Origin of the sequence: Methylotenera sp., from assembly GCF_030684185.1 — a bacterium.
In the GTDB taxonomy this organism is placed as follows: domain Bacteria; phylum Pseudomonadota; class Gammaproteobacteria; order Burkholderiales; family Methylophilaceae; genus Methylotenera.
Genome location: NZ_JAUXOY010000013.1, coordinates 1 through 23,088 on the forward strand (window position 1 = coordinate 1; position 23,088 = coordinate 23,088).

Annotated in this window: 28 protein-coding genes; 18 read left to right on the plus strand and 10 right to left on the minus strand. The window is 43.6% G+C overall.

The features are described 5' to 3' along the window. Positions 1-174: 174 nt before the first annotated feature. The 6 genes from Q8J82_RS02370 (at position 175) to Q8J82_RS02395 (ending at position 2,643) form a co-directional block, all read left to right on the plus strand. A complete protein-coding gene (locus Q8J82_RS02370; RefSeq protein ID WP_305327702.1) occupies positions 175-468 on the plus strand; it encodes a hypothetical protein in 294 nt (97 codons plus the stop codon). Between the two features lie 280 nt (positions 469-748). Continuing rightward, entirely contained in the window at positions 749-1,012 is a 264-nt protein-coding gene (locus Q8J82_RS02375) for a BrnT family toxin (protein ID WP_304890957.1), read from the plus strand. Further along, positions 1,002-1,253, plus strand: coding sequence for a type II toxin-antitoxin system BrnA family antitoxin (brnA, locus tag Q8J82_RS02380; RefSeq protein WP_304890956.1), 252 nt, complete (start codon positions 1,002-1,004; stop codon positions 1,251-1,253). The genes Q8J82_RS02375 and brnA overlap by 11 nt, the downstream gene beginning before the upstream one ends. 47 nt (positions 1,254-1,300) lie before the next feature. Then, on the plus strand, positions 1,301-1,783 hold the full coding sequence (locus Q8J82_RS02385) for a hypothetical protein (protein ID WP_304890955.1): 483 nt from the start codon (positions 1,301-1,303) through the stop codon (positions 1,781-1,783). 195 nt (positions 1,784-1,978) lie between these two features. Continuing rightward, positions 1,979-2,236 (plus strand): type II toxin-antitoxin system Phd/YefM family antitoxin, encoded by a 258-nt coding sequence (locus Q8J82_RS02390; protein ID WP_304890954.1) that lies wholly within the window; start codon positions 1,979-1,981, stop codon positions 2,234-2,236. Positions 2,237-2,238: 2 nt separating this feature from the next. Continuing rightward, positions 2,239-2,643 (plus strand): type II toxin-antitoxin system VapC family toxin, encoded by a 405-nt coding sequence (locus Q8J82_RS02395; RefSeq protein ID WP_304890953.1) that lies wholly within the window; start codon positions 2,239-2,241, stop codon positions 2,641-2,643. Here Q8J82_RS02395 and Q8J82_RS02400 read toward each other — a convergent pair whose 3' ends face one another. Further along, on the minus strand, positions 2,644-2,829 hold the full coding sequence (locus Q8J82_RS02400; protein WP_370653546.1) for a phage integrase N-terminal SAM-like domain-containing protein: 186 nt from the start codon (positions 2,827-2,829) through the stop codon (positions 2,644-2,646). It lies immediately after the preceding gene. A 337-nt stretch (positions 2,830-3,166) separates the two neighbouring features. Between Q8J82_RS02400 and Q8J82_RS02405 the strand changes: the two genes are divergently transcribed. The 4 genes from Q8J82_RS02405 (at position 3,167) to Q8J82_RS02420 (ending at position 5,978) form a co-directional block, all read left to right on the plus strand. Beyond that, the gene (locus Q8J82_RS02405; protein ID WP_305327703.1) at positions 3,167-3,886 is read left to right on the plus strand and encodes a CPBP family intramembrane glutamic endopeptidase; all 720 of its coding nucleotides are present in this window, start codon (positions 3,167-3,169) and stop codon (positions 3,884-3,886) included. Positions 3,887-4,330: 444 nt separating this feature from the next. Beyond that, on the plus strand, positions 4,331-4,636 hold the full coding sequence (locus tag Q8J82_RS02410; RefSeq protein ID WP_305327704.1) for a hypothetical protein: 306 nt from the start codon (positions 4,331-4,333) through the stop codon (positions 4,634-4,636). 124 nt (positions 4,637-4,760) lie between these two features. Beyond that, complete coding sequence (gene lgt / locus Q8J82_RS02415) at positions 4,761-5,546, plus strand: prolipoprotein diacylglyceryl transferase (RefSeq protein ID WP_305327705.1); 786 nt, start codon at positions 4,761-4,763, stop codon at positions 5,544-5,546. 252 nt (positions 5,547-5,798) lie between these two features. Further along, entirely contained in the window at positions 5,799-5,978 is a 180-nt protein-coding gene (locus Q8J82_RS02420; RefSeq protein WP_304890949.1) for a hypothetical protein, read from the plus strand. A 16-nt stretch (positions 5,979-5,994) separates the two neighbouring features. Here Q8J82_RS02420 and Q8J82_RS02425 read toward each other — a convergent pair whose 3' ends face one another. The 3 genes from Q8J82_RS02425 to Q8J82_RS02435 are packed head-to-tail and all read right to left on the minus strand — an operon-like array spanning position 5,995 to position 8,537. After that, positions 5,995-6,273 carry a TIGR03643 family protein gene (locus Q8J82_RS02425; protein ID WP_305327706.1) on the minus strand — a complete coding sequence of 93 codons (279 nt, stop codon included), beginning with the start codon at positions 6,271-6,273 and terminating at the stop codon, positions 5,995-5,997. After that, positions 6,264-6,455, minus strand: coding sequence for a YbdD/YjiX family protein (locus tag Q8J82_RS02430; RefSeq protein WP_305327707.1), 192 nt, complete (start codon positions 6,453-6,455; stop codon positions 6,264-6,266). Before Q8J82_RS02430 ends, Q8J82_RS02425 begins: the two co-directional genes overlap by 10 nt. Positions 6,456-6,467: 12 nt before the next feature. Beyond that, on the minus strand, positions 6,468-8,537 hold the full coding sequence (locus Q8J82_RS02435) for a carbon starvation CstA family protein (RefSeq protein ID WP_305327708.1): 2,070 nt from the start codon (positions 8,535-8,537) through the stop codon (positions 6,468-6,470). Positions 8,538-8,690: 153 nt separating this feature from the next. On the opposite strand from Q8J82_RS02435, the gene Q8J82_RS02440 reads away from it, so the two are divergent. Both Q8J82_RS02440 and Q8J82_RS02445 read left to right on the plus strand, forming a co-directional pair. Further along, complete coding sequence (locus Q8J82_RS02440) at positions 8,691-10,496, plus strand: ABC transporter transmembrane domain-containing protein (RefSeq protein ID WP_304908747.1); 1,806 nt, start codon at positions 8,691-8,693, stop codon at positions 10,494-10,496. A 171-nt stretch (positions 10,497-10,667) separates the two neighbouring features. Then, positions 10,668-11,642 (plus strand): GGDEF domain-containing protein, encoded by a 975-nt coding sequence (locus Q8J82_RS02445; protein ID WP_305327709.1) that lies wholly within the window; start codon positions 10,668-10,670, stop codon positions 11,640-11,642. A gap of 32 nt (positions 11,643-11,674) precedes the next feature. Here Q8J82_RS02445 and Q8J82_RS02450 read toward each other — a convergent pair whose 3' ends face one another. The 3 genes from Q8J82_RS02450 to Q8J82_RS02460 are packed head-to-tail and all read right to left on the minus strand — an operon-like array spanning position 11,675 to position 14,410. Continuing rightward, positions 11,675-12,910 (minus strand): DUF4010 domain-containing protein, encoded by a 1,236-nt coding sequence (locus tag Q8J82_RS02450; protein ID WP_304892066.1) that lies wholly within the window; start codon positions 12,908-12,910, stop codon positions 11,675-11,677. A gap of 46 nt (positions 12,911-12,956) precedes the next feature. Next, the gene (gene radC, locus Q8J82_RS02455; RefSeq protein WP_305252157.1) at positions 12,957-13,631 is read right to left on the minus strand and encodes a DNA repair protein RadC; all 675 of its coding nucleotides are present in this window, start codon (positions 13,629-13,631) and stop codon (positions 12,957-12,959) included. Continuing rightward, entirely contained in the window at positions 13,631-14,410 is a 780-nt protein-coding gene (locus tag Q8J82_RS02460) for a hypothetical protein (RefSeq protein ID WP_305327710.1), read from the minus strand. The genes radC and Q8J82_RS02460 overlap by 1 nt, the downstream gene beginning before the upstream one ends. Before the next feature lie 91 nt (positions 14,411-14,501). On the opposite strand from Q8J82_RS02460, the gene coaBC reads away from it, so the two are divergent. From coaBC to rpmG, 5 genes are all read left to right on the plus strand, one after another. After that, positions 14,502-15,725: a bifunctional phosphopantothenoylcysteine decarboxylase/phosphopantothenate--cysteine ligase CoaBC gene (gene coaBC / locus Q8J82_RS02465; RefSeq protein WP_305327711.1), complete on the plus strand. Its 1,224-nt coding sequence runs from the start codon at positions 14,502-14,504 to the stop codon at positions 15,723-15,725. Between the two features lie 88 nt (positions 15,726-15,813). Beyond that, positions 15,814-17,898 carry a TonB-dependent receptor gene (locus Q8J82_RS02470; RefSeq protein WP_305327712.1) on the plus strand — a complete coding sequence of 695 codons (2,085 nt, stop codon included), beginning with the start codon at positions 15,814-15,816 and terminating at the stop codon, positions 17,896-17,898. A gap of 162 nt (positions 17,899-18,060) precedes the next feature. Beyond that, positions 18,061-18,513 carry a dUTP diphosphatase gene (dut, locus tag Q8J82_RS02475; RefSeq protein ID WP_304908741.1) on the plus strand — a complete coding sequence of 151 codons (453 nt, stop codon included), beginning with the start codon at positions 18,061-18,063 and terminating at the stop codon, positions 18,511-18,513. A 185-nt stretch (positions 18,514-18,698) separates the two neighbouring features. Beyond that, entirely contained in the window at positions 18,699-18,935 is a 237-nt protein-coding gene (gene rpmB, locus Q8J82_RS02480) for a 50S ribosomal protein L28 (RefSeq protein ID WP_304908740.1), read from the plus strand. 52 nt (positions 18,936-18,987) lie between these two features. Continuing rightward, positions 18,988-19,143 carry a 50S ribosomal protein L33 gene (rpmG, locus tag Q8J82_RS02485; protein ID WP_013147069.1) on the plus strand — a complete coding sequence of 52 codons (156 nt, stop codon included), beginning with the start codon at positions 18,988-18,990 and terminating at the stop codon, positions 19,141-19,143. A 282-nt stretch (positions 19,144-19,425) separates the two neighbouring features. On the opposite strand, the gene Q8J82_RS02490 is transcribed toward rpmG, so the two are convergent. Next, on the minus strand, positions 19,426-20,709 hold the full coding sequence (locus tag Q8J82_RS02490) for a mechanosensitive ion channel family protein (protein WP_305327713.1): 1,284 nt from the start codon (positions 20,707-20,709) through the stop codon (positions 19,426-19,428). 73 nt (positions 20,710-20,782) lie between these two features. Beyond that, the gene (mgtE, locus tag Q8J82_RS02495) at positions 20,783-22,219 is read right to left on the minus strand and encodes a magnesium transporter (RefSeq protein ID WP_304908739.1); all 1,437 of its coding nucleotides are present in this window, start codon (positions 22,217-22,219) and stop codon (positions 20,783-20,785) included. Between the two features lie 158 nt (positions 22,220-22,377). Between mgtE and Q8J82_RS02500 the strand changes: the two genes are divergently transcribed. Further along, the gene (locus Q8J82_RS02500; protein ID WP_304892290.1) at positions 22,378-22,620 is read left to right on the plus strand and encodes a glutaredoxin family protein; all 243 of its coding nucleotides are present in this window, start codon (positions 22,378-22,380) and stop codon (positions 22,618-22,620) included. A 76-nt stretch (positions 22,621-22,696) separates the two neighbouring features. Here the strand turns inward: Q8J82_RS02500 and rplQ are convergent, their stop codons facing one another. Next, on the minus strand, positions 22,697-23,086 hold the full coding sequence (gene rplQ, locus Q8J82_RS02505; RefSeq protein WP_305327714.1) for a 50S ribosomal protein L17: 390 nt from the start codon (positions 23,084-23,086) through the stop codon (positions 22,697-22,699). Positions 23,087-23,088: the final 2 nt, after the last annotated feature.

Sequence of the window (23,088 nt, forward strand, 5' to 3'; positions counted from 1 at the left end):
GCAACATATGCTTCTGCTGAAATACAATTCCGTTGTGTGCCTTCTGATGACCCTAGGCTGCCAAAATAAAAGTAAAGAAATGCCCAACCCGGCATTCGAGCGGGACTGCCCAAAAGCGGGCAGCCCCTCAATTTTACGTTAGGCATTAAACTTTACTCAAACAGAGGAAACTTCATGAAACCAATAAAACTCATACTTTTAATTGCTATAGCTCTTACTGGATGTGCTACATCTGAACAAATTCAGGGCCCCAATGGAAGTACCTCTTACTTCATCAAGTGTGGCAGTGCTGTAATTGAAAAATGTTACAAAGAGGCCGCAAAGGTTTGTCCAAATGGATATACGTTTGCCGATCGCCAAACCAATCCAAATGCAATAATTATGCCTTCTGGCAATGGTTACCTAATGGCACGAGGCCCAAATAGCATGCTTATCGAATGCAAGCCGTTAGATAATGCTGCGAAATGAAAGATGTAAAATCACCTAAAGACATAAAAAAACATTAAAAATGGGGTCAGACACGATTTATAAAGCCATGGTCATTCTTAGTGCTGGTTATGTCTCGTAAAAATCGTGTCTGACCCCATTTTCAAGTTAATTTTAATGCAAGTTAAAAATCGTGTCTGACCCCATTTTAATGCAACCTAACCCATCTCTAGGGACTGGCTAAAGCCAGCCCATTAATTCAAACGTTAGAGTGCATCATTTTCACTTGATTTTAGTGCAATAAAGGTATATTTTATATACCATGATTACATTTGAATTTGACGAACCGAAAAGTCAGGCTAATCTTCTGAAACATGGCATCAACTTCGTTGATGCACAAGACTTATGGAACGACCCAAGATTATTGGAAATCCCCGCTAAAACCGAAGATGAGCCGAGATACCTAATAATAGGGCTGATTAACACAAAGCACTGGTCAGCGATTATCACCTATAGAGGTGTAAATATTCGGCTTATTTCTGTTCGTCGCTCACGCACCGAGGAGGTGACATTATATGAAAGCTAAAAACTTTGAAAAACAATTTGACGAGGATGTTGATATTACTGCGCTGCTTGACCTTTCAAAAGCAAAGCGCGTGTTACAAGAACAAAAACGCGTGAATGTTGATTTTCCAACATGGATGGTTGAGTCCTTAGACCGAGAAGCTGGGAAGCTTGGCGTTACTAGACAGTCCGTCATTAAAGTGTGGCTTGCAGAGCGTCTCGAAAAGTCCGCTCTAACCCATCCATCAAGCGGGACGCGCTAAAGCGCGCCCCTTATGTCAAACGTTGGGCATAAATACAAACGAACTTTATGAGTGAGCATCAAATAGATAAAAGGCGTCGTTCCATCCTAACTGCTGGTGTAATTTCAGCATTGGCAATTATGTCGGGGTGCGCTACACAGAATAAAAAAACAGGTCCAATTCAAGTTGATGTTTCTGGGGTTAAAGATGTTCCGAGCTTAATTGCTGCAATTAAAAAATCGGCTGGCAGTTTATTGCCTGCATCTATTACCGATGAAACTTTTTACAAAGAGTTTGCAAATTCATTTGTAAAAAACGCTCGTGCCGCAGCCGAACTTGGTTATTCAACCCCTAAATGGGTACTCGATAAACTCCCTCTACAAAGAAAGGTTGTCCTTCCATTTTTAGGTGTTGCTGTTTTTATGGTTGCTGGTGTGGCACTTGCTGTACCAGTATCTACAATTATTATTGCTGTCTTGGCATCTATAATTCTTTTAGGTTCGGCTATTATTTCAGCACTTAGTGCATTGTTTGCATCTGCTCCAGTGTAAATGTAAAAATGGGGTCAGACACGATTTATAAAGCCATGGTCATTCTTAGTGCTGGTTATGCCTCGTAAAAATCGTGTCTGACCCCATTTTTCTCCACAAACTTATCAGTTTGTTTTTTAGACACAAAACAATAATTTGACATATCAAACACACGCCATTAAACTAGTCACCTAACTAGTCTAATTGGAGTATTTTATGATGAACACATGGCCTGTGCAAGATGCTAAAGCGCGCTTTAGTGAATTTTTAGATGCCTGCATCACTAATGGCTCGCAACTTGTGACGCGTCGCGGCGTAGAAACAGCCGTTTTAGTGCCAATTGCCGAATGGAAACGCCTAAACCAAGCAGCACCGCCCACGTTAAAAACACTGTTATTGTCTGACACTGCACGCGGCGATTTGAATCTACCACCGCGCGGCAAAGCCAAGCGCCGCCCAGTTATTGGCGCATAAGTATGTTTTTACTCGACACCAACATTGTTTCAGAGCTCAGAAAAATCAAACCGCATGGCGCAGTGCTGGCGTGGCTGCAAAGTGTAGATGATCATGACTTGCACTTATGCGCTGTCACTATTGGCGAAATACAAGCAGGTATTGAAATCACCCGCATGCAAAATGTTGACAAAGCCAACGAAATTGAAGCGTGGCTAAACCAGCTTGCCAACAGCTACAGCATACTACCGATGACGGCGGAAACATTCAGAATATGGGCAAAACTGATGCACGGGCAATCAAACACCGTTATAGAAGATGCCATGATCGCTGCTTGCGCCATCGCGCACCAGCTCATCGTGGTGACCCGTAACGTGCGTGACTTTGAACGGTTCTCTGTAAAAGTGCTTAATCCGTTTGAATTTTAGCTAAAGCCTCAACAGCACATACTTTGGGTGACGCTTATCAAAATGTAAAATAAAGCGTTTAATCCAATCTAAATAAGCTTGTTCAGTACGAATGCTGTAATGTTTAAGTCGAATTTTTCCGCGCACTTGGTCTAAAAGCTTAAGTGACTCAACATTTTTGCTTGAATTTTGTAATGAGTTTTGCATATTTCACGCCGTATAATAATATCAATTATAGGCAATACTAATAACAGTTAATGCCATGATTTCGTTATATACTTTATTTAAAAAATTTAAATGGTATTCAGTTTTGACGTATTGTAAAGCGTCAAATAGGATGCCTACTTTACGTTAAGCTCAGATAGCTGTGCGCCAGCGACATAGGCAGAATGACATTGCAACACCTTAGTTTACCGAATGCACAACCATCTGCGCCTAACGCCTCGTTCGAGAGTGCGCATTGCCCATACACGATTTCAGAACTTGTCTGTTTAGCTAATGGGCAATTCGCCCCTCAACTCGAAACACGTTAGGCTTTCATACCATGCCCACTCAATCGTTCTCAGTCGTCCCCTACAAAGCATGGCTGTTGCTTACAGCGGGGCCAGCGTTGTTCTTGATAGGCATCGTCGGCGTCTCGATATTTCTTAGCGTCCGAGAAGTGCCAGAGGCACAAATACTAGAACGAGTCACGGCGCTGGTGCCACATATCTTACTCGGAGTGCTTGTGTGTCTTGCTGTCCTCATGACACGCTTCGCCCCCCAAGTCAAAGCCGCGTGGCTGCTGCCTAATCCCAGCAAAGCATTCTCAGACATCACGGTCGGTTTGCTTGTTGGCGCACTATTGGCCATCTCGTATCTTTACTGGTTAGCACCGTTACTTGAAACATTGCAGCGCACCTTCGGTGACTTCGTTCCACCTGGGGCAGTGCTACCCACCGTTTCGAGTAGCATTGTGCTGTTCTTCATTGCAAACGTTCTGCTGGCACCACTCGTCGAAGAAACTTTGTACCGTGGCATTGCCATTCCACTCCTCACCACGCACCTTGGCGCGCTTTGGGCAGTGGTGCTTACTTGCGTGTTCTTTGGTCTTCTGCATTGGGCGGGCGGGCTTTGGTACATGCTGCTAGCTGGCGTCGTAGCTGGTGGCGCGTTTGCCGGTTTGTTTTATTGGCGAGGTGGTGTTCTTGCACCCTTCGCCGCACATTTTGCATTAAATCTCATTGAGTTTATATATGCATGGCATGCACAAAACCAAGCCTAACCCGGCGTTCGAGCGGGACGCCGCAAAAGCGCGGCGTCCCTCAACTTTACGTTATACAATCATGATAAGCACAACGACTGATAAAGCTTCCGTTGACGTTTCTAAGCTGAAAAAGCTTTACAGACACGTCATAGTTGCGGAAGTGACGTATTACTGTAGCGTTTTGGTTTTATGGGCGGCCTTCTATGTTGACACAATTCATCCATGGTGGCTCTTGGTACCTACGATCCCTGTTTTGGGTGCCCGTGTAAGATTTTTTTACAAAAAAATGGTATGCCCGAATTGTAATGAGAGGCTTCTCGATGAAGAGAATAATATTTATATTGGAAAATCATGTGAGCATTGTGGAGTTCAATTTCGATGAAACCGCCTAACCCATCTATAAAGACTTCCCTCTCAACCCCGTGGGGTTGAGAGGGAAGTCTTTATAGAAGTTTAGATGCGATGATTGAGCGCGAAACGTTTATTACTAATGACTTCTACACATTTTTCCAAAGTCACAGGCAAATAACGCATGTATTCTTCAATGGCGCTAAAGCAGAGGCCTATTTCATGCGGGATGTGCTGCCAAATATTAACATCGACAATATCAACTTCTTACGGCTGCCCTCTACGAGTCCAGCGAACGCTTCTATGCACTATGAGGTTAAACTAAAAGCATGGCGAATTATTCTGGAATCTAATCAGTTAGAAAATGAAATAATCAGCAACCAGGGTTGCAGCATCGCATTATCATCAGCTATAGCATGAACTGCCATTTGACGTTCTTGACCATCAATAGCGCTATTATTAAAAGAGCATTTTTATTTTATTTAAGCCTTGAAGTATTAAAACTTAGGTAAAATCCAACCTTTACTTATCAGCGCATCTACTCATGTTTGTTCACCCACAGTTTGACCCAATTGCAATTCATCTTGGCCAGTTTGGTATTCATTGGTACGGTCTCATGTATTTAATTGGCTTTTTGGCATTTTTGGGCTTAGGCAGATGGCAAATTAAGCACCGCACATGGCATGGCTGGAGCATGCAAATGCTGGATGACGCGTTGTTTTTTGGCGCCTTAGGGGTGATTCTAGGCGGCCGTTTAGGCTATGTGCTGTTCTACCAATCTAGTTATTTCATGCAACATCCCGCCGAGATTTTAGCGGTGTGGCAAGGTGGCATGAGCTTTCATGGTGGCTTTTTAGGCGTGTTAGTGGCAATGTGGTTTTTTGCACGTAAATATCAGCTTAAATGGCTGGGTATTATGGATTTTGTAGCGCCACTTGTGCCGATTGGCTTAGGCGCTGGGCGCATGGGTAACTTTATCAATGGCGAGTTATGGGGCAGGGTAACCAATGCTGAATATGGCATGGTATTTCCTGGTGTGGATAATTTGTTACGTCATCCATCGCAACTTTACGAGTTTGGCCTTGAAGGCATAGTGTTGTTTTTAATGCTTTGGATTTACTCGGCAAAGCCTCGTGAAACAGGTTCTATTTCTGCTTTATTTCTAATAGGTTACGGTACTTTTAGATTTTTGATTGAATATACACGCGAGCCGGACGGCTTTTTGGGCTTACTCTCCATGGGATTTAGTATGGGTCAGTGGCTAAGTTTGCCTATGATATTACTTGGCGTTTGGATGTGGTTTCAAGCTCGGCAAAACAGGTTTGCCTAGTATTTAACTTAATTATGAAAGCTTCTTAAGCTTTCATTTTTCATGTGTCGAAATTTTAAAACCTTCGATTAAAAGCTGACACTTATTAAGCTGGTTTTAAAGACTAAATTTTAATCTTCACCCCTACCTTAAAATCTAATTAAATTTATTCTATTAACAATCAATAGCTTAATTTTTTTCATTTCAAACCGTAAATACTGGCATGCACATTGCATAGTTAATATTACGTGTATGACTTTGAGATGAATGAAAATGAAAAACTTAATTGCTAAAATCTTTAATAAAGAACCTAAGTTAAATTACATCATTGCTGAATATCAACCGATGGAAAATAGCTCATTAAATACTGTTGCAAACGCTACAGAGTATGATTTTGAAGAGCCCATCGAGATTGATGAAATGCAGATTGATAAAATTTATAAAAGTTTGTAACGCAAAATCACAAGCTTCATTTGTATAGCTTGTTGTGTTGCTTTGATTGATGCCGATTTACAGCTACCACCCGCAACTTGAGGTGCTTGGTTACTTGCCCGCGCGTTCGCTTACGCCAGAGCTTGAATGAGCTGAGTTTTAAATTGGCGCGCATTAATTTTATAACACCATCCTGATTCAATTTAAATTGAGACTCAATTGCCTCAAAAGCTGTTCTGTCTTCCCACGCCATTTCAATGACACGCGAAACATCACCCTCAGTTAAGCTATTTACAAGCGGTTTTTTTAACAACAACGTTTAACACCTTTCCACTTGTTATCTTGCCAAAGTTTGAAAAACTCCTTGCGTGATAGTGCTGGTGCTGCATCTACACTAGATTCATGAAACTCCGCATGATGTTTTAAGTACACATCATATGCATCATCGCCAGTGAGCTGACGCAGAATATGCCAAAGGTGTATTATTTTTTTTAGCATGCTTAAATACTCTTAGTCTCTTACCCAGTTCTCTACCAGCCGACTCGGCTCATGCGCCGCTTCTGAAGTTGGCAGTAGCGGTTTACCTGATAAATATCTTGTCGTCACTCTCACCATATCAATAATCACTATCCATAATACGACTACAAAAAACATTGTTAAGTAAGCATCGAGTTGCTGGTTAAAGATTAAATGTGGCGCAACGGCGGCCTTATCTGGCGGCAAGACACCAGCAGCTAATTTTGTAGCCAAGTCATTCGCTGCAGCAAAAAATCCCACGCGAATATCATCACTAAAAATCTTTTGCCATGCGGCAGTACTGGTTACTATCACCAGCCAAACCAATGGCAACCCCGTTACCCAAGCATATTTCAACTTGCCGGACTTTACCAAAATGCCTGTCGCTACACATAAGGCAATGGCAGCAAGCATTTGGTTCGCAATACCGAATAGCGGCCATAAAATATTCACGCCGCCGTTCGGGTCTATCACCCCGATATACAAGAAATAACCCCAACCTGCCACCACCAGCCCGCTGGTGAATATCACGGAGGGCATCCATGAAGTCTGCCCCATTTTTGGCCAAACATTACCCAGCATATCCTGCAGCATAAAGCGGCCGACGCGCGTGCCTGCATCTAGCGTGGTGAGAATAAAAATCGCCTCAAACATGATGGCAAAATGGTACCAAAGTGCCAACATGCCTTTGCCAAACGCGCTGCCAAAAATGCTCGCCATACCCACCGCCAAGCTTGGAGCGCCGCCTGTACGGGCGAACAAACTACTTTCGCCCATATCGCTTGCAAGTTGATTCATTTGTTCTACCGTGACGGCATAGCCCCAGCTATTGATTTTTGCAATGGCATCTACCGCCTCTTTCCCCACCACGCCTGCAGGGCTATTGATGGCAAAAAATACACCCGGCTCCAGCACTGTGGCAGCTATCATCGCCATAATCGCCACAAAACTTTCCAGCAACATCGCGCCGTAACCTATCATACGAATATCGCGCTCGTTGGTGAGTAACTTAGGCGTTGTGCCAGAGGCAATTAGCGCGTGAAATCCAGAAATTGCACCACAAGCAATAGTAATAAATACAAATGGAAACAACTTGCCGCCAAAGATTGGCCCTGTGCCATCTACAAACTGCGTGATTGCAGGCATTTTGACTTCTGGCTGCAAAATCACAATGGCTACTGCCAATAAAATGACCGTACCCAGTTTCACAAAAGTCGATAAATAATCGCGTGGCGCGAGCAGCAACCATACAGGCATGACTGCTGCCGCAAAGCCATAGACGATAATCGAGCCGGCCAGAGGCAAACCATCATGGTCAAATAAGGTACGCAAGCTTTCGTTATGGTCTATCCAGCCACCGCCAACGACTGCCAACAAGAGTAAAACCACGCCAAGCAGCGTCGCCTCCAGCACTCTGCCTGGACGAAAGTTGCGCATATAAAAACCTACCAGCATGGCAATAGGAATAGTCGCTGCCACGGTGGAAGTCGCCCATGGGCTATGTTTCATGGCATTGACCACCACCAAACCCAATACAGCGATGAGAATAATCATGATTAAGAATGTACCGATGAGCGCGGCTACACCACCAATTGGTCCTATTTCATCCCGTGCCATTTGCCCTAAGCTACGCGCATTACGGCGAGTTGATATAAATAGTATGACCATATCCTGCACAGCACCACCTAATACCGCGCCAATTAAGATCCATAGCGTGCCTGGCAAATATCCGAATTGCGCAGCCAAAGTGGGGCCAATCAGCGGGCCAGGTCCGGCAATCGCCGCAAAATGATGTCCAAATACCACCCATTTATTGGTTGGAATAAAATCACTGCCATTCTCTAGCCGCTCTGCTGGTGTGGCGCGCGTTTCATCTACCATTAAAACCTTTGCCGCTATCCAGGCCGCATAAAAGCGGTAAGCAATGGCGTAGACACAAGCCGCAGCCGCAATGAACCACAATGCGCTGATACTTTCACCGCGGTTTAGCGCAATAGCGCTAATGGCCGTTGCGCCCAACATCGCTATTGCGATCCAGATCATTATTTTGAAATTTTTATGCATGATAATAGTAAGATAATTATTTAGTTTTATAAGTATAAATCAGACCTGCAATCTTTCTTTAATCTTTATGTGCGCTCATTTATGTAGAATGAACCTTACCCGCATGAAGTTGCCAGTGCTACTATCAACACTCAATTTAAAGATATGATTAACATGCTAGCTGCCGACAAACCCTCTTCTAAATCCTCAACCAAAAAACTCTCTTCCTTAGGTAATTTATGGCCATTTTTACGCCCATACCGCTCACGGGTATTTTTAGCATTCGTGTTGCTGTGTTTGGGGTCTGCCACACTGTTATTGGTACCATTGGCATTTAGAGATTTAATCGACTTTGGTTTTGTAAATAACGCCGCACCGGCAAAATCGCACAACGGCCTGATTGGTGCACTAAGCCTAAACGGACATTTTTTAGTAATGTTTGCACTCGCTGTATTTTGGGCGCTAATGATTGCATCGCGCTATTACACGGTAAGCTGGGTGGGCGAGCGTGCCACGGCAGATTTGCGCAGTGCCGTATATGCAAGAGTCATGACTCAGTCTCCCCAGTTTTTTGAAACTACGCAAACAGGCGAAGTATTATCGCGTCTCACTGGTGATACCACACTCATCCAAACTGTGGTTGGCAGCTCTATTTCTATGGGTTTACGCAGCTTGTTTCAATTTATCGGCGGCATGGTGATGCTGGCTGTCACAAACTTGTATTTATTCTCGCTCAATATCGGGTTAATGCTGTTACTGATATTGCCAATTATCATCATTGGCCGCTCGGTTAAAAAACTATCGCGCGAATCGCAAGACCGCATTGCCGATAGCTCTGCCATGGCAGGTGAAATACTTAACGCAATGCCGACTGTGCAGTCGTACACACAAGAACATCGTGAAATTGATCGCTTTAGCACAAGTGCAGATATCAGCTTTACCACTGCGCTAAAAAGAGTACGCGTGCGCGCAATGCTCACCATGCTGATGGTGACAGCAACTTTAGGTACGATTATTTTTGTACTATGGATAGGCGCGCGCCAGGTAAGTGCTGGCACGATGACTGGTGGTGAACTAGCCTCATTTGTGCTGTATGCCATGATGGTGGCGGGTGCGGTAGGTACGATGGCAGAAGTTTGGGGTGATGTGATGCGCGCGGCAGGCGCAACCGAAAGATTATTAGAATTGTTACATGCTGATGCCGCGATTAAAGAGCCTGTGGATGCACAAAACCTGATTAATCCAACCCACGCTGCCATTGAGTTCAAAAATGTCGTATTTCATTACCCTTCGCGCCCGCAAATTGCGGCATTAGACAATATCTCACTCAGCATTGCCGCAGGTGAAACCATTGCGCTGGTTGGCCCTTCTGGCGCAGGTAAAACGACTTTATTTCAGTGCTTGCTCAGGTTTTATGAAGCCGATAGTGGCAGTATCACTATCAATAGACAAAATATAGCCTCGCTAAGCCTTAACAGCTTGCGCAAAAATATCGCCATAGTGCCGCAAGATGCCGTGATATTTTCAGCCAACGCATTAGAAAACATACGCTACGGCAAGCCAGATGCCACCGATGATGAAGTGATTGCCGCTGCCAAGGCCGCGCAGGTAGACGAATTTATTCACCGATTACCTGATGGTTATCAGACATTTTTAGGAGAACGTGGCACGCGTTTGTCTGGCGGGCAGCGCCAACGCATCGCTATTGCGCGCGCCATACTTAAAGACGCGCCCATATTGTTGCTGGATGAAGCCACCAGCGCACTCGATGCAGAATCAGAAATTCTCGTTCAACAGGGCTTGAATGCAGCCATGCAAGGCCGCACCACCCTAATGATTGCTCATCGCCTGAGCACCGTGCAAAAAGCAGACAGAATCATAGTGCTGGAAAATGGGCATATTGTAGAAATCGGCAGCCCGGCAGAACTGCGTGAACAAGGCGGACTATATGCAAGATTAGCTGCGCTACAACTTGCATAAATTTTGACGGCGTTAGGATAAAATACAACCACTTGAAGCTCTCAAGAATTTGTTATCTTTACCGATATATAAAGAGTAGGCTAAGTTAAAGGCAATTGTTATATACATGCTTCACAAAGCACAGTCATCTTACTTAAACTTTACAATATTCGTTTAAAATTAAAGATAATCATGATCAATATCACACCCAAAATGTCAGAGCAAGACCACCAACTTATCCACCAATCCAAGATTTTCAGAGCGGTGAATATTGAGGACTTATTCCATTTGATTGAAGAATGCGAGCTATTTGCCATTCCTTCTGGCCAAACCCTTATTCATGCTAATGTCCGAAATGAACATTTCTATGTTGTGCTTACAGGGTCCATGAAAGTCTATCTTGATGCTGAAATCAGCGAGCAATTTATTTCACTATTACCAGGCGATTGCGCAGGAGAACTTTCGCTCTTCGACGGTGCAAGCACTTCGGCTCAAGTCGTTGCTGCAAGTGATAGTCGTCTATTGAGGATTAACGAGGAAACGCTTTGGCGCTTAGTAAGAGCATCGCATAGCTTTTCTAGAAACTTATTGTTTGTGCTGGCAAAGCGCTTGCGCAACGATAACATGGCCATTATCAACGGCTTACGCCATCAGCAAGAATTAGAAAACATAGCGAACGTAGATGGCTTGACCGGGCTATTCAACCGGCGCTGGATGAATGAATATTTCAAGCGCCAGATTAGTCGCGCGCTGAATGACAACAAACCTTTGGCATTAGTACTGGCTGACCTCGACCATTTCAAAAAGATTAATGATATTTACGGCCATATGGTAGGCGACGAAGTGCTATTTGCCGTAGCCTCCGTGCTTACGCAACAAATCCGCCCGACTGATCTTCTGGCTCGGTTTGGCGGTGAAGAGTTTGCCATGATTCTGCCAGACACTTCGCCCGATGAAGCTAAACAAATTGCTGAACGGGTTCGCATGGCCATAGCGTCAACCCTGCTCCAGTTCGACAACGATGTGCATCATGAAATTCATGTGACACTTTCATTAGGCGTGACGAGCTTGATGCTGGGCGATGATATCAACAACTTACTCACGCGCGCTGACCATGCGCTTTATAAAGCTAAAGAAAATGGGCGTAATCGGGTTGAAGCGGGTTAATATTTTATCCAGAATCAATTTCCAAACAGCCTCTAAAACAACCACCAGCCTAGCCAAGTGGCTGAAACCTGAATAATCAACCCTGGAATCACCTGGCGTGAGAACTCCGTACCACCACTAACTATTGCCGCAACTGCTTTTGATATCGCATTAATTGAAAAAGCAACCAGTATAGGAATTACAGCATCAGCAGCACTCAAATTACCCGCTGCCGCCAGCGAAGCCACTGAAATGGATGATGCATGAACATCGGCTAAACCTGCCACACCAGAAGCAAAAACCAGCCCGGCCTGACCAAACCAAGCTTTTAACGCCGCAGATGCAACGAGCACCACCGCAATCACCGCCGCCAGGACGAGCGCTGTTTTTACGCTAAAAGATCGGCTGGGCTTTGTCATTTCTGCCCCGTCATTGTGAAAAGAACTTAATGTCACCACCAATCCATACATAGCCACCGAGACTCCGCCAAAAATAAGCGGCGCGGCAAGTGCTTGCAATGTTGGCCTGTGGATTGCTGCTAACAGAAGCGAGAGCTGCAAAACAGTAGAAAGGCTCGACAGCACCGCACCTGCAACTGCGGAGCCCATTAAAGCAGGCATTTGTTTAGCACGCTCTCCCATAGCACCAACCGTGGCTATGCTAGAAATAAATCCCGATACCAGTCCAACTAAAGGCAAGCCGATACGTCCGCCAAACCAGCGTAGTGCAATGTGCCCAAGTGCACTAATCAACATCACCAAAATCACAATAAGCCACAGGTTTCGCGGGTTAATGGCACTAAACGGCCCGATAAATTCATTGGGCACTAATGGCAATACAATAAGTGTTGCCGCAGCAAGAATAAGAAAATCATTTAACTCATCTTTGGTAACGACCCCACGAACAAACCCATGGATGGGTTCTTTTGCAGCAAGCAATATTGCCGCAGTCACTGCAAGACTTGCCGCAAGAGAAGGTGAACTCATTGCCAGCCCACCCAGAATAACAGTAAAAACTAATGTAATTTCTGTAGTGAGCCCTGGGTGCTTATCTACCCTAACCACGTATGCAATAGCGGCAAACACCGTGACGCAAATAACCGAAACCACAAGCAGCCAGAAATTAACCACCATGCTTACTGCACCCAGCAGAGATGCAATGGCAAATGTGCGAATTCCAGCTAAAGATCTATCAGGGTCAATACCTTTACTGCGCTCGCGCTCAGCGCCAACCAACAACCCAATCCCTAAAGCTACCGCCAAATCAAGCCATAATGCGTTGCCTATCATATTCAATTTATCCTAATATTACATTTACCAGATTTATTACTAGCAGTTACAGCAAACCACGTTCAGCAAATGACAAGGTATTATTACCCGCAACAATAAAGTGATCGAGCACTCGCACGTCTACTAGCGCTAGCGCTTGTTTTAATTGCTTAGTAATAAGTTCATCTGCTTGGCTTTGTTGCGCAATGCCTGAAGGATGATTATGCGCGAAAATTACCGAGGCCGCATTATGGTACAACGCACGCTTTACAACTTCTCTAGGGTAAACGCTGGTTTGCGTCAGTGTGCCACTGAACATTTCCTCGCTGGTCACAATTCTATTTTGAGCATCTAAAAATAACACTACGAAGACTTCCCGTGTCAAATTGCCAAGCTTCAAACATAGATAATCACGCACCTGCTGTGGCGAGTTTAAAATATCTTTAACTTGCATTTGCTCATTAAGCGCGCGGCGGCTCATCTCAAAAATGGCTTGTAACTGTGCGTATTTACTGCTGCCTATGCCATTAACCTGGGTAAGCTCATTAAGCGGCGCGGCAAAAATGCCATTTAAACTGCCAAACTGCGTGAGTAAATCACGCGCTAAATCAACCGCACTTTTACCAGTGACTCCTACACGCAAAAATATGGCCAGCAACTCCGCATCGGATAACGCTTCCACACCAAGTTCCAGCAATTTTTCACGCGGGCGCTCTGCGGCTGGCCAATCGGTAATTGCCATCATTCACCTCCGGAAGATTTTAACCAGCCTATTTCACGCGCCGTCTTTTCACCAATTAAAGTCTGTTTCAGGCTTTTTGGGATGTCCGCTTGTGTTTCGCTTATCGGCACTCGTCCACCCATCAGCTCAGCAAAATCTTGCGAATAGCGCGGTGTTCTATCTGGCTCGGCAAAACCATCTGGATACATAGGCAGCGAGGTATTCAAATCATACTTATCAGTCGCGTTAAGCGTATGCAGTAACTCATGCGCCAAAATCACTAAATTTTGTTTTGAGTATGCGCTATCGCCAAACAAATTTACCCGCCCTATTCGGCCTTTATTCAATGCGGTTGAGTGGCTCAAGCGTGGATTTGTGGCAGGGTCGTAATACAACAGATAAAGCCTGATTGCTGGTCTAACATTGACTTTCGGGCTATTTTTCCAGGCAAAGTATCTAAACTTTAGGCTCCAGATGATGTTACTTAATACCTTGCCATTTGTTGGTGGTGCGGGTGGAATGTCGTTCACTTGTGCTCCTAATTGCACTTCAATAGGTCTGCGTAACCCTAAATGATACGGCACGGCCTCGCTAGCAAAATATTCAGCTACGGGCTCAAAATCATCGCGACTTAATGTGCGTAAGTACGCACTCACTTTAGGGCTGTTATCCACGTTCACTGGGTACACCGCCACATAAAAATTATCTTTCCATGCTAAATCTGCTTTATCCAGCCAGGTTTGCTGCACCACAGTTGCCAATATCAGCAACAAAACGGCTATTCTTAATTTGCGCCACATGAATTATCAGTCTTTCGCAATTGTTTTCTAATAGAAAATCTGGGTTAAAATGAAAGCATTACATAAATACTAACTTTAGTGTTTCATAAATATGCAAAAAAACAAATCACCTGTATTAGGCAAACTGGTATTGGGCAAGCTTGTATTAGGAATAACTGGCGGCATTGCCGCCTATAAAGCCGCAGAGCTTGTACGCCTGTTAGTTAAAGCAGGTATAGATGTGCAAGTGGTGATGACTAGCGCCGCATGTCAGTTTATTACCCCCGTGACTATGCAAGCCCTTTCTGGCAAGCCAGTATTTATTGACATGTGGGATAGCAGCATTAGCAATGGCATGCCCCACATAGAGTTAAGTCGTAATGCAGACGCTATTTTAATCGCACCAGCCAGTGCAGACTTTATGGCTAAACTAGTACAAGGCCGTGCAGACGATTTGCTTTCCACATTATGTTTAGCAAGAGATTGTCCATTATTAGTGGCACCAGCCATGAACAAGCAAATGTGGGAAAACCCAGCAACGCAACGTAATATCAAGCAACTAATAGCTGACGGCATCAGCATTTTAGGTCCAGATAGCGGCGAGCAAGCCTGCGGTGAAGTTGGCTTAGGCAGAATGCTAGAAGCAGAAGCCTTGCTAGCATTAGTAAACGCTCACTTTACGCCTAAACTATTGGCTGGTAAACGTGTTTTAATTACGGCTGGCGCAACGCTAGAAATGATAGACCCTGTACGAGCCATTACCAATTTAAGCAGCGGTAAAATGGGCTATGCCATTGCCCAGGTAGCGGCTGATATGGGTGCAGAAGTTACTTTAGTCAGTGGTGCAACTACACTTAATGCACCAAGCCATGTGAGCACCGTTTACGCAACTAGCGCCCAAAATATGTATCAAGCGGTGATGAGCAACATTGCGACCCTAAAATTTGGCACTGAAGATATTTTTATCAGCGTGGCCGCAGTGGCAGATTATCGCCCAGTAGAACAACATAAAGAAAAAATTAAAAAAAGCACATCTTCCCTAACCATAGAACTCACGCCTAACAAAGATATTTTGGCCGACGTTGCCAGCTTACCCAATGCACCATTTTGTGTAGGCTTTGCCGCAGAAACTGAAAACTTGCTTGAATACGCAGAAGCCAAACGACAGGCAAAAAAATTGCCACTCATTGTGGCAAATTTAGCAATTGACGCGTTGGGAAGTGACGAAAATCAAGTAACGCTACTGGACAAAAATGGGGCGCATCCATTAGAACGCGCCCCTAAACCTGAAGTTGCCATACTACTGTTACAGCATTTAGCTAACATGCTGCAATAACAACCATTCATAAATAATGGTTTTCTTGATTGCCTAACTTTGAGGGGCAATATACCATTCACGCTTTCCAAAAAGAATACTTCCCACCATGAAAAGAAAACAGTTATTCATATTAGTTACGGCCATCGTTTCCCCTCAGGCTTATGCTGAAGACCCAATTTCACTTGCCCCTGTAGTTGTTACGGCAACACGCACAGAACAAAACAGTTTTGACTTACCAGTTTCAATTGATGTAGTTAACGGTGAAACCATTCGTGACGGAAGACAGCAAGTCAACTTATCTGAATCAGCGGCTCGAATTCCCGGTGTGGTAGTAGCGAATAAATTCAACCTTGCACAAGACTTAGCTGTTTCAACGCGTGGATTTGGGGCTCGGTCGGCTTTCGGTGTTCGCGGGGTCAGACTCTATGCAGACGGCATTCCGCTTTCAATGCCAGATGGTCAAGGCCAGACTGGTACATTCAACTTGGACACAGCCAAGCAAATCGAGTTTATGCGCGGACCATTCTCAGCACTATACGGCAACTCTTCTGGCGGTGTTGTTCAAATTTTCACTAAAGATGGTTCAAAACAACCAACTGTTTCAGGTGGAGTAACATTTGGAAGTTATAACACACATCGGGAATCACTAACTATTGAAGGTGAAGACGGCGGTCTTAACTACGTCGTTAACGGGTCTCATCTTTCCACAGATGGCTACCGTAACCACAGTGAAGCAACGCGAGATATGCTACATACCAAACTTTCCTTTAAGGCCAGTGACGCGACTAAAATTACTATGGTAGCTACCGCGCTAAATCAACATAACTCACAAGATCCTCTAGCGTTAACCCCAGCTCAATACAAGGTCAATCCAAAACAGGCTGGAACCAATGCAGTGCTTACCGATGCTAGAGCCAACAAAAAGCAGATACAAACTGGTTTAGTTATTGATCACAATATTTCCGAACAGCAAAGCATCAGCCTTATGGGTTATTACGGAACGCGCACCTCCGATGGCTACCTAGCACTCACTACAGATACTTACAACGGGAGGTTATCTGCCATTGATCGTCAGTTCGGTGGGCTTGATGCGAAATGGACTTACAAGGACAGTTTGGCTGATAAACCATTCTCACTCGTCGCAGGTTTGAATTATGACAAGATGGAAGATGACCGCACACAATTTCCAAGCAGCTTCGGCATCAAAGTTCCCATCCTCAAACGAAATGAAACCCAGTCCGTACATAACTTTGACCAATATGTTCAAGCAACCTTTGAACCAACTGATCGCTGGTTATTGATTGGCGGATTGCGGCACACTAAAATAAATTTCGAAGTTGATGACAAAATGCCTGTAATTGTAGGCGACCCTGACAGTAGCGGCTCACTTGAGTACTCAAACACTAGTCCAGTGTTGGGCGCAACGTTTAAGTTAACCCCGACAGTGAATTTATATGCCAATTACGGCAAAGGCTTTGAAACACCAACTTTTATTGAAATGACATACGCTGGCAAACCATCAGATGGCAAAGGTCCAAATCTCACATTGCAACCGAGTAAAAGCAAAAATTATGAAGTTGGAGCAAAAGCGTTTGTTGGAGATAATACACGTGTCAATTTAGCGCTATTCAAAGTCAAGACCGAAAAAGAGATAGTAGTAGATCAAGGCCAAGGCACGACTGCATCATTCAAAAATGCAGGTGACACAGAACGGCATGGCCTTGAAGTTTCTTTAGATAGCGTATTACCACATAACTTTGGAGTTTATGCTGCCTATACTTTGATGAATGCAGAGTTTAAGGATAGATTCTGTACTGGGACTAGCTGCACTGCTACAACCATTGTGAATTCTGGAAACAAGATTCCTGGAGCTTACACTTCAAACACTTATGCAGAAGTCTCTTGGAAAAACCCAGCATCTGGCTTTTCTTCAGCTATTGAAGGCATTTACTTTAGTGATGTATTCACCAATGACATTAACACAATCAAAGCTGACTCCTATACGATATTTAATTTGCGTGGCGGTTTCACTCAAAATCTGGGTAATTGGAGACTCAACGAATTCGCAAGAATTGACAACTTGACGGATAAAACCTACGTTAGCTCCGTGCGTGTCAACACAGGCGCTGCCTATGACCCAGGTGCTCCACGTAACTGGACTGTTGGACTTAATGCTAGCTATAAGTTCTAATCTTCAAGTACAGAAAAAACCCGCTCATTTGCGGGTTTTTTGTTAATTAATTTGCAGGATTAAAGTTAATCAATATCCATAGTGATTTTAATGATTATTTAGTGTTTAATGCTAACCTAAATATATTCCACCACTTATTTACATATTACTAATGAGAATGTCATGAAAATTATCGTCGACTTAAAAATTCTAGATGATCGCTTACATCAGCAAATGCCGGCTTACGCTACCACTGGCTCGGCTGGTTTAGATTTACGCGCGTGTATTGATGCGCCTATTACCCTGCAGCCTGGCGAAACTACGCTTATCCCAACGGGCATGGCTATCCATTTAGATAATATTTATTACGCGGCTATTATTTTGCCGCGCTCTGGGCTTGGCCATAAACATGGCATTGTGTTGGGTAACTTAGTCGGCTTAATTGATTCAGACTACCAAGGCCAGCTGATGGTATCTTGCTGGAACCGTGGCAACACCGCCTTTGAACTTAACCCAATGGAGCGGATTGCACAGCTTGTGATAGTGCCTGTGGTGCAGGCTGAGTTTCATTTAGTTGGTGATTTTGATGCCAGCGAGCGCGGTGAAGGTGGTTTTGGCAGCACTGGTAAACATTAAACAAACCGTATTTAGCAACCGAATACGCTTACTTTAGCTTAAACACTTAATTTAACTTACTAAAGTTTAAATATTATTGATATTTATCTTATATTTCCCTTGAGAATAAGTTGGCTTTCGTACTATAATTGCGGTCTTTCTAAAAAAGCAACGTATTTTAAGATTAAGCGTTAAGGATCAAAACTATGGCACGTGTATGTATGGTAACTGGCAAAAAGCCAATGGTGGGTAACAATGTTTCTCACGCTAACAACAGAACAAAACGCCGTTTTTTACCTAATTTGCAAAACCGCAAATTCTGGGTTGAAAGCGAAAACCGCTGGGTAAGTATGCGCATTACTAACGCTGCTTTACGTACAATCGACAAAAATGGTATTGATGCCGTTCTTGCTGGTATGCGTGCTGACGGTCAAAAAATCTAATCGCTAAATTTATTTAGCCGACTACTCATTCAGCAAACTAGGAAATTAAGTCATGCGCGAAAAAATCAAATTAGAGTCAAGTGCTGGTACAGGCCATTTTTATACCACAACTAAAAACAAACGTACGATGCCAGGAAAAATGGAAATCAAGAAATTTGATCCAGTGGTTCGTCAACATGTAATGTACAAAGAAACTAAACTTAAATAGTGGATTGTTTAACACTAAACATGTTTAGTTTGTAAAAAACCCGCAATCTGCGGGTTTTTTTATTGGTGCTATTTCTATATTTGATGCTATATAGCTGTTTTCTCAATAAATACGATGCTGCAACCAATTCGCACTGCCGTCATATCAGTTGCTCCCTGAGCTTGTCGAAGGGTGGCTGGTATCCAGTCACGTTGCATCAATTAACGACCATTAGTGCCTACCACCGTGACTGGATTCCCGCCTGTGCGGGAATGACGGGTTATTTAGCGGAATAGCTATAAATTAAACTTCAGGCTGCTTGACCTGCCCACCTAAAATGCGCACTTCTCTTTGCGGATATGGAATTGAAATATTATTCTTTTGAAACGCACGCCATATCTCTAAATAAATTTCAGTCTTTAAACCAGCAGAACCCTCCTCAGGGTCAGGTATCCAAAGATTCAACACCAAATCAATGCCACTTTCGCCAAACCCCTGAATCTGTACCGCAGGCAAAGGCAGTTCAAGCACTCGTGGGTGTCTAAAAGCGATGTCGCGCATTAATTCCATGGCTAACTCTAATGAACTAGCGTAGCTCACCTGCACAGGCATTTGTACTCTAGCTTTATGGTCTGTAGATGAATGGTTAATGACAGGGTTGATGATTAAGGTTTCATTGGGAATAATCACTTCCGTACCATCTAGCTTACGTAATACAAGGTAACGCGTGCGTAAATCACTCACGACACCATAATGGGTATCGATGGTCACCACATCACCAATCTGCATGGATTTATCTAGCAGAATAATAAAACCGCTCACATAGTTACTTGCAATGCGTTGCAAACCAAAACCCAAGCCCACACCAAGTGCGCCACCAAAAACTGACAACATCGTAATATCTAAGCCAACCGCTGAAAGTGCAAAGAGTATCGCTATAAACAACAAAAATACGCGTAGCAATTTTGCAAGGACCACTCGCAAATTCATATTTACATTTTGCGCACTCATTAGCCTATTTTCGACCACGCGACTAAACCACAGCGTAATAAATATTGTGACCAATATGGTGAGTATCGCTTGTAGCGCTAATAGTAAATTGAAGGGATTTTTACCAATGCTAAATTTTACATCTTCCAATACATTCAATATTTGCGGTAACAATCCACTTAAATGCAGTGCCGTCACTATCCAAATAAAGCCTGAAACGGTATTTTCCAGCGTCTTGAGCAATCCGCCTGGCGCAACAATATAACGTACGGCATAAACCACTAAGCGGATAACTGCCATCGCTAACAATAATTTGCTGGCAAGCTGTAACAAGCTGGTATGTTGCCAGTACGCGAGAATCAATTGCGCGATATATACAAAAATAAGAGTTGATAGCGGAAATAGCACTCGGTTGATACCACCGATGCCCAACTTCCAGTTTTCCGGGGCATTACTCATCACGTAGGCACGCAAGGCACCGTTAATTGCCCAAGCTAGAGTACTAGCAGCAATTATGATTGCAAATTGCCATAACGCAGCTTCTGTAGATATGTCTGCGAGCACTTCCTGCCAAATTAAAAGTATTTCTTGTTTCATAGTTGCGATTTTTTGTTATACCTAGAGATTTTTATACCTAAATCAATATACCTCAAATTAATATATAAAATCTCTAAATGAGAAAAATTGTGGCTAAGCCCAGAAAGATAAAAAAACCTCCACTGTCAGTCACAGCCGTAATGAGTACGCTGGAACCCACTGCTGGGTCGCGCCCGAGTTTATTCATGACTAGCGGTATCATTACACCCATTAAGGCGGCTAATAATAAATTAAGTGTCATGGCAGCCATCATCACTAAGCCTAGATGATAATTACCATACAAAGCAAAGGCAACTACCGCCAGCACGCCGCCCCATATCAAACCATTTAACAAGGCTACACCCAGCTCTTTCGTGATAAGTGATTTCATGTTATGAGAGGCCACTTGACCTAATGCCAATCCACGCACAATCATAGTAGTGGTTTGGTTGCCAGAGTTTCCTCCTATGCCAGCCACAATAGGCATTAAAGCAGCAAGCGCTACTATCTTTTCAATTGAGCCTTCGAATAAACCAATCACACGCGATGCCACTAATGCTGTCATTAAGTTAAGCGCTAGCCATGCCCAGCGGTTTTGTACAGATTTCCAAATGGAAGCGAAAAAGTCCTCCTCTTCGCGCAAGCCCGCCATTGACAGCACATCGCTTTCAGTCTCACCACGAATGTAATCCATCACAGCGTCTACGGTTACACGGCCAACCAATTTATTATTCTCATCAATAACTGGAGCAGTCACTAAGTCATAGCGCTCAAATGCCTTAGCTGCATCATCTGCAATGTCCTCTGGGTGGAATGTGACGGCATCTTCAGCCATTACATCGGCCACATTGGCATCTAAATCATTCACAACCAAGCGTTTTAGAGGCAGCACGCCACGCAAAATACCATCTCTATCCACTACAAACAGTTTATCGGTATGGTCGGGCAAACTACCTAGACGGCGCATATATCGCAATGCAACTTCTAACGTAATATCTTCACGAATTGTGACAATATCAAAATCCATAATAGACCCAACCGCATCGTCTGAATAAGATAATGCCGACTGCAAGCGGGCTCTGTTCTGTGAATCCAGGCTATCTAACAGATCCTGCAACACGTCTTTAGGTAAGTCTGGCGCTAAATCTGCCAACTCATCGGTGTCAAGTTGCTCTGCGGCTGCAAGCAACTCCTCAGAGTCCATATCCGCAATCAAAGTTTGACGAACCGCATCTGATACTTCCAGAAGAATGTCGCCGTCTCTATCCGCTTTAACAAGCTCCCAAACACCCAGTCGCTGCTCTAGAGGAAGTGCTTCTAAAATGTCGGCTACATCAGCCGGATGAATTTGATCTAACTTCTTTTGTAGCTCATATAGATTTTGTTTATGGACAATCGATTCAATCAGATCATGCTTTGACATAGATTGCTTATGCACAAGATCTTCAACTAACTTATGCTTTTCCAAAAGCGTAATTATTTGTTTTAGATTTTCGCTTAAGCTCTCTTTGGATTCTTGATTTTCTGCCATGATGACCCGTGTATGAAATTGGCTAATAATGCTAAAGCAAAACTATGCTGAATATGCCATTATGGTTTATTTTTAAAGTAACATAGATATTTTTAGATTAAATTTACTGTAATTTTTAACATAAATAAAATTATGTAAAAAAAGGAGCAACTGTCACAATGATTCAACTTCAATTATATTCAACTTCACATTGCCACCTTTGCGAAGAAGCCGAAAATATATTAGAAATCATAGGTAAACAACATGACATCTCTTGGACGACGATTGAAATTACCGAAGACGCTAATCTATATGAAAAATACAGCCTTATTATTCCAGTGGTAAAGCGCAAAAATTACAACACAGAATTAGTTTGGCCATTTGCTATTAATGACATCGAAAAATTAATCGATTTAAAATAAATTAAAAATTCGTAACCAACAATGTTAAAAGCCAGCGTATAGCTGGCTTTTAATAAAATAATGAATATTAATTCACTTATTCTGCAACTACCACATCAGCACTGGTATCTGGACGATCAACCAACTCAACCAATGCCATTGGTGCGTTATCACCATTTCGGAAACCACACTTCAACACACGTAAATAACCGCCATTACGGGTCATATAGCGCGGACCAAGTTCTCCGAACAACTTACCAACGATGTCACGATCACGCAGGCGACTGAATGCCAAACGACGGTTAGCCAAAGTTGGTGTTTTACCTAATGTGATTAGGGGTTCTGCAAATTTACGTAACTCTTTTGCTTTAGGCAAAGTAGTTTTAATAACCTCATGGCGTAATAATGAAGCCGTCATGTTGCGGAACATCGCTGCACGATGGCTGCTAGTACGATTTAATTTACGATTGCTATTACCGTGACGCATAG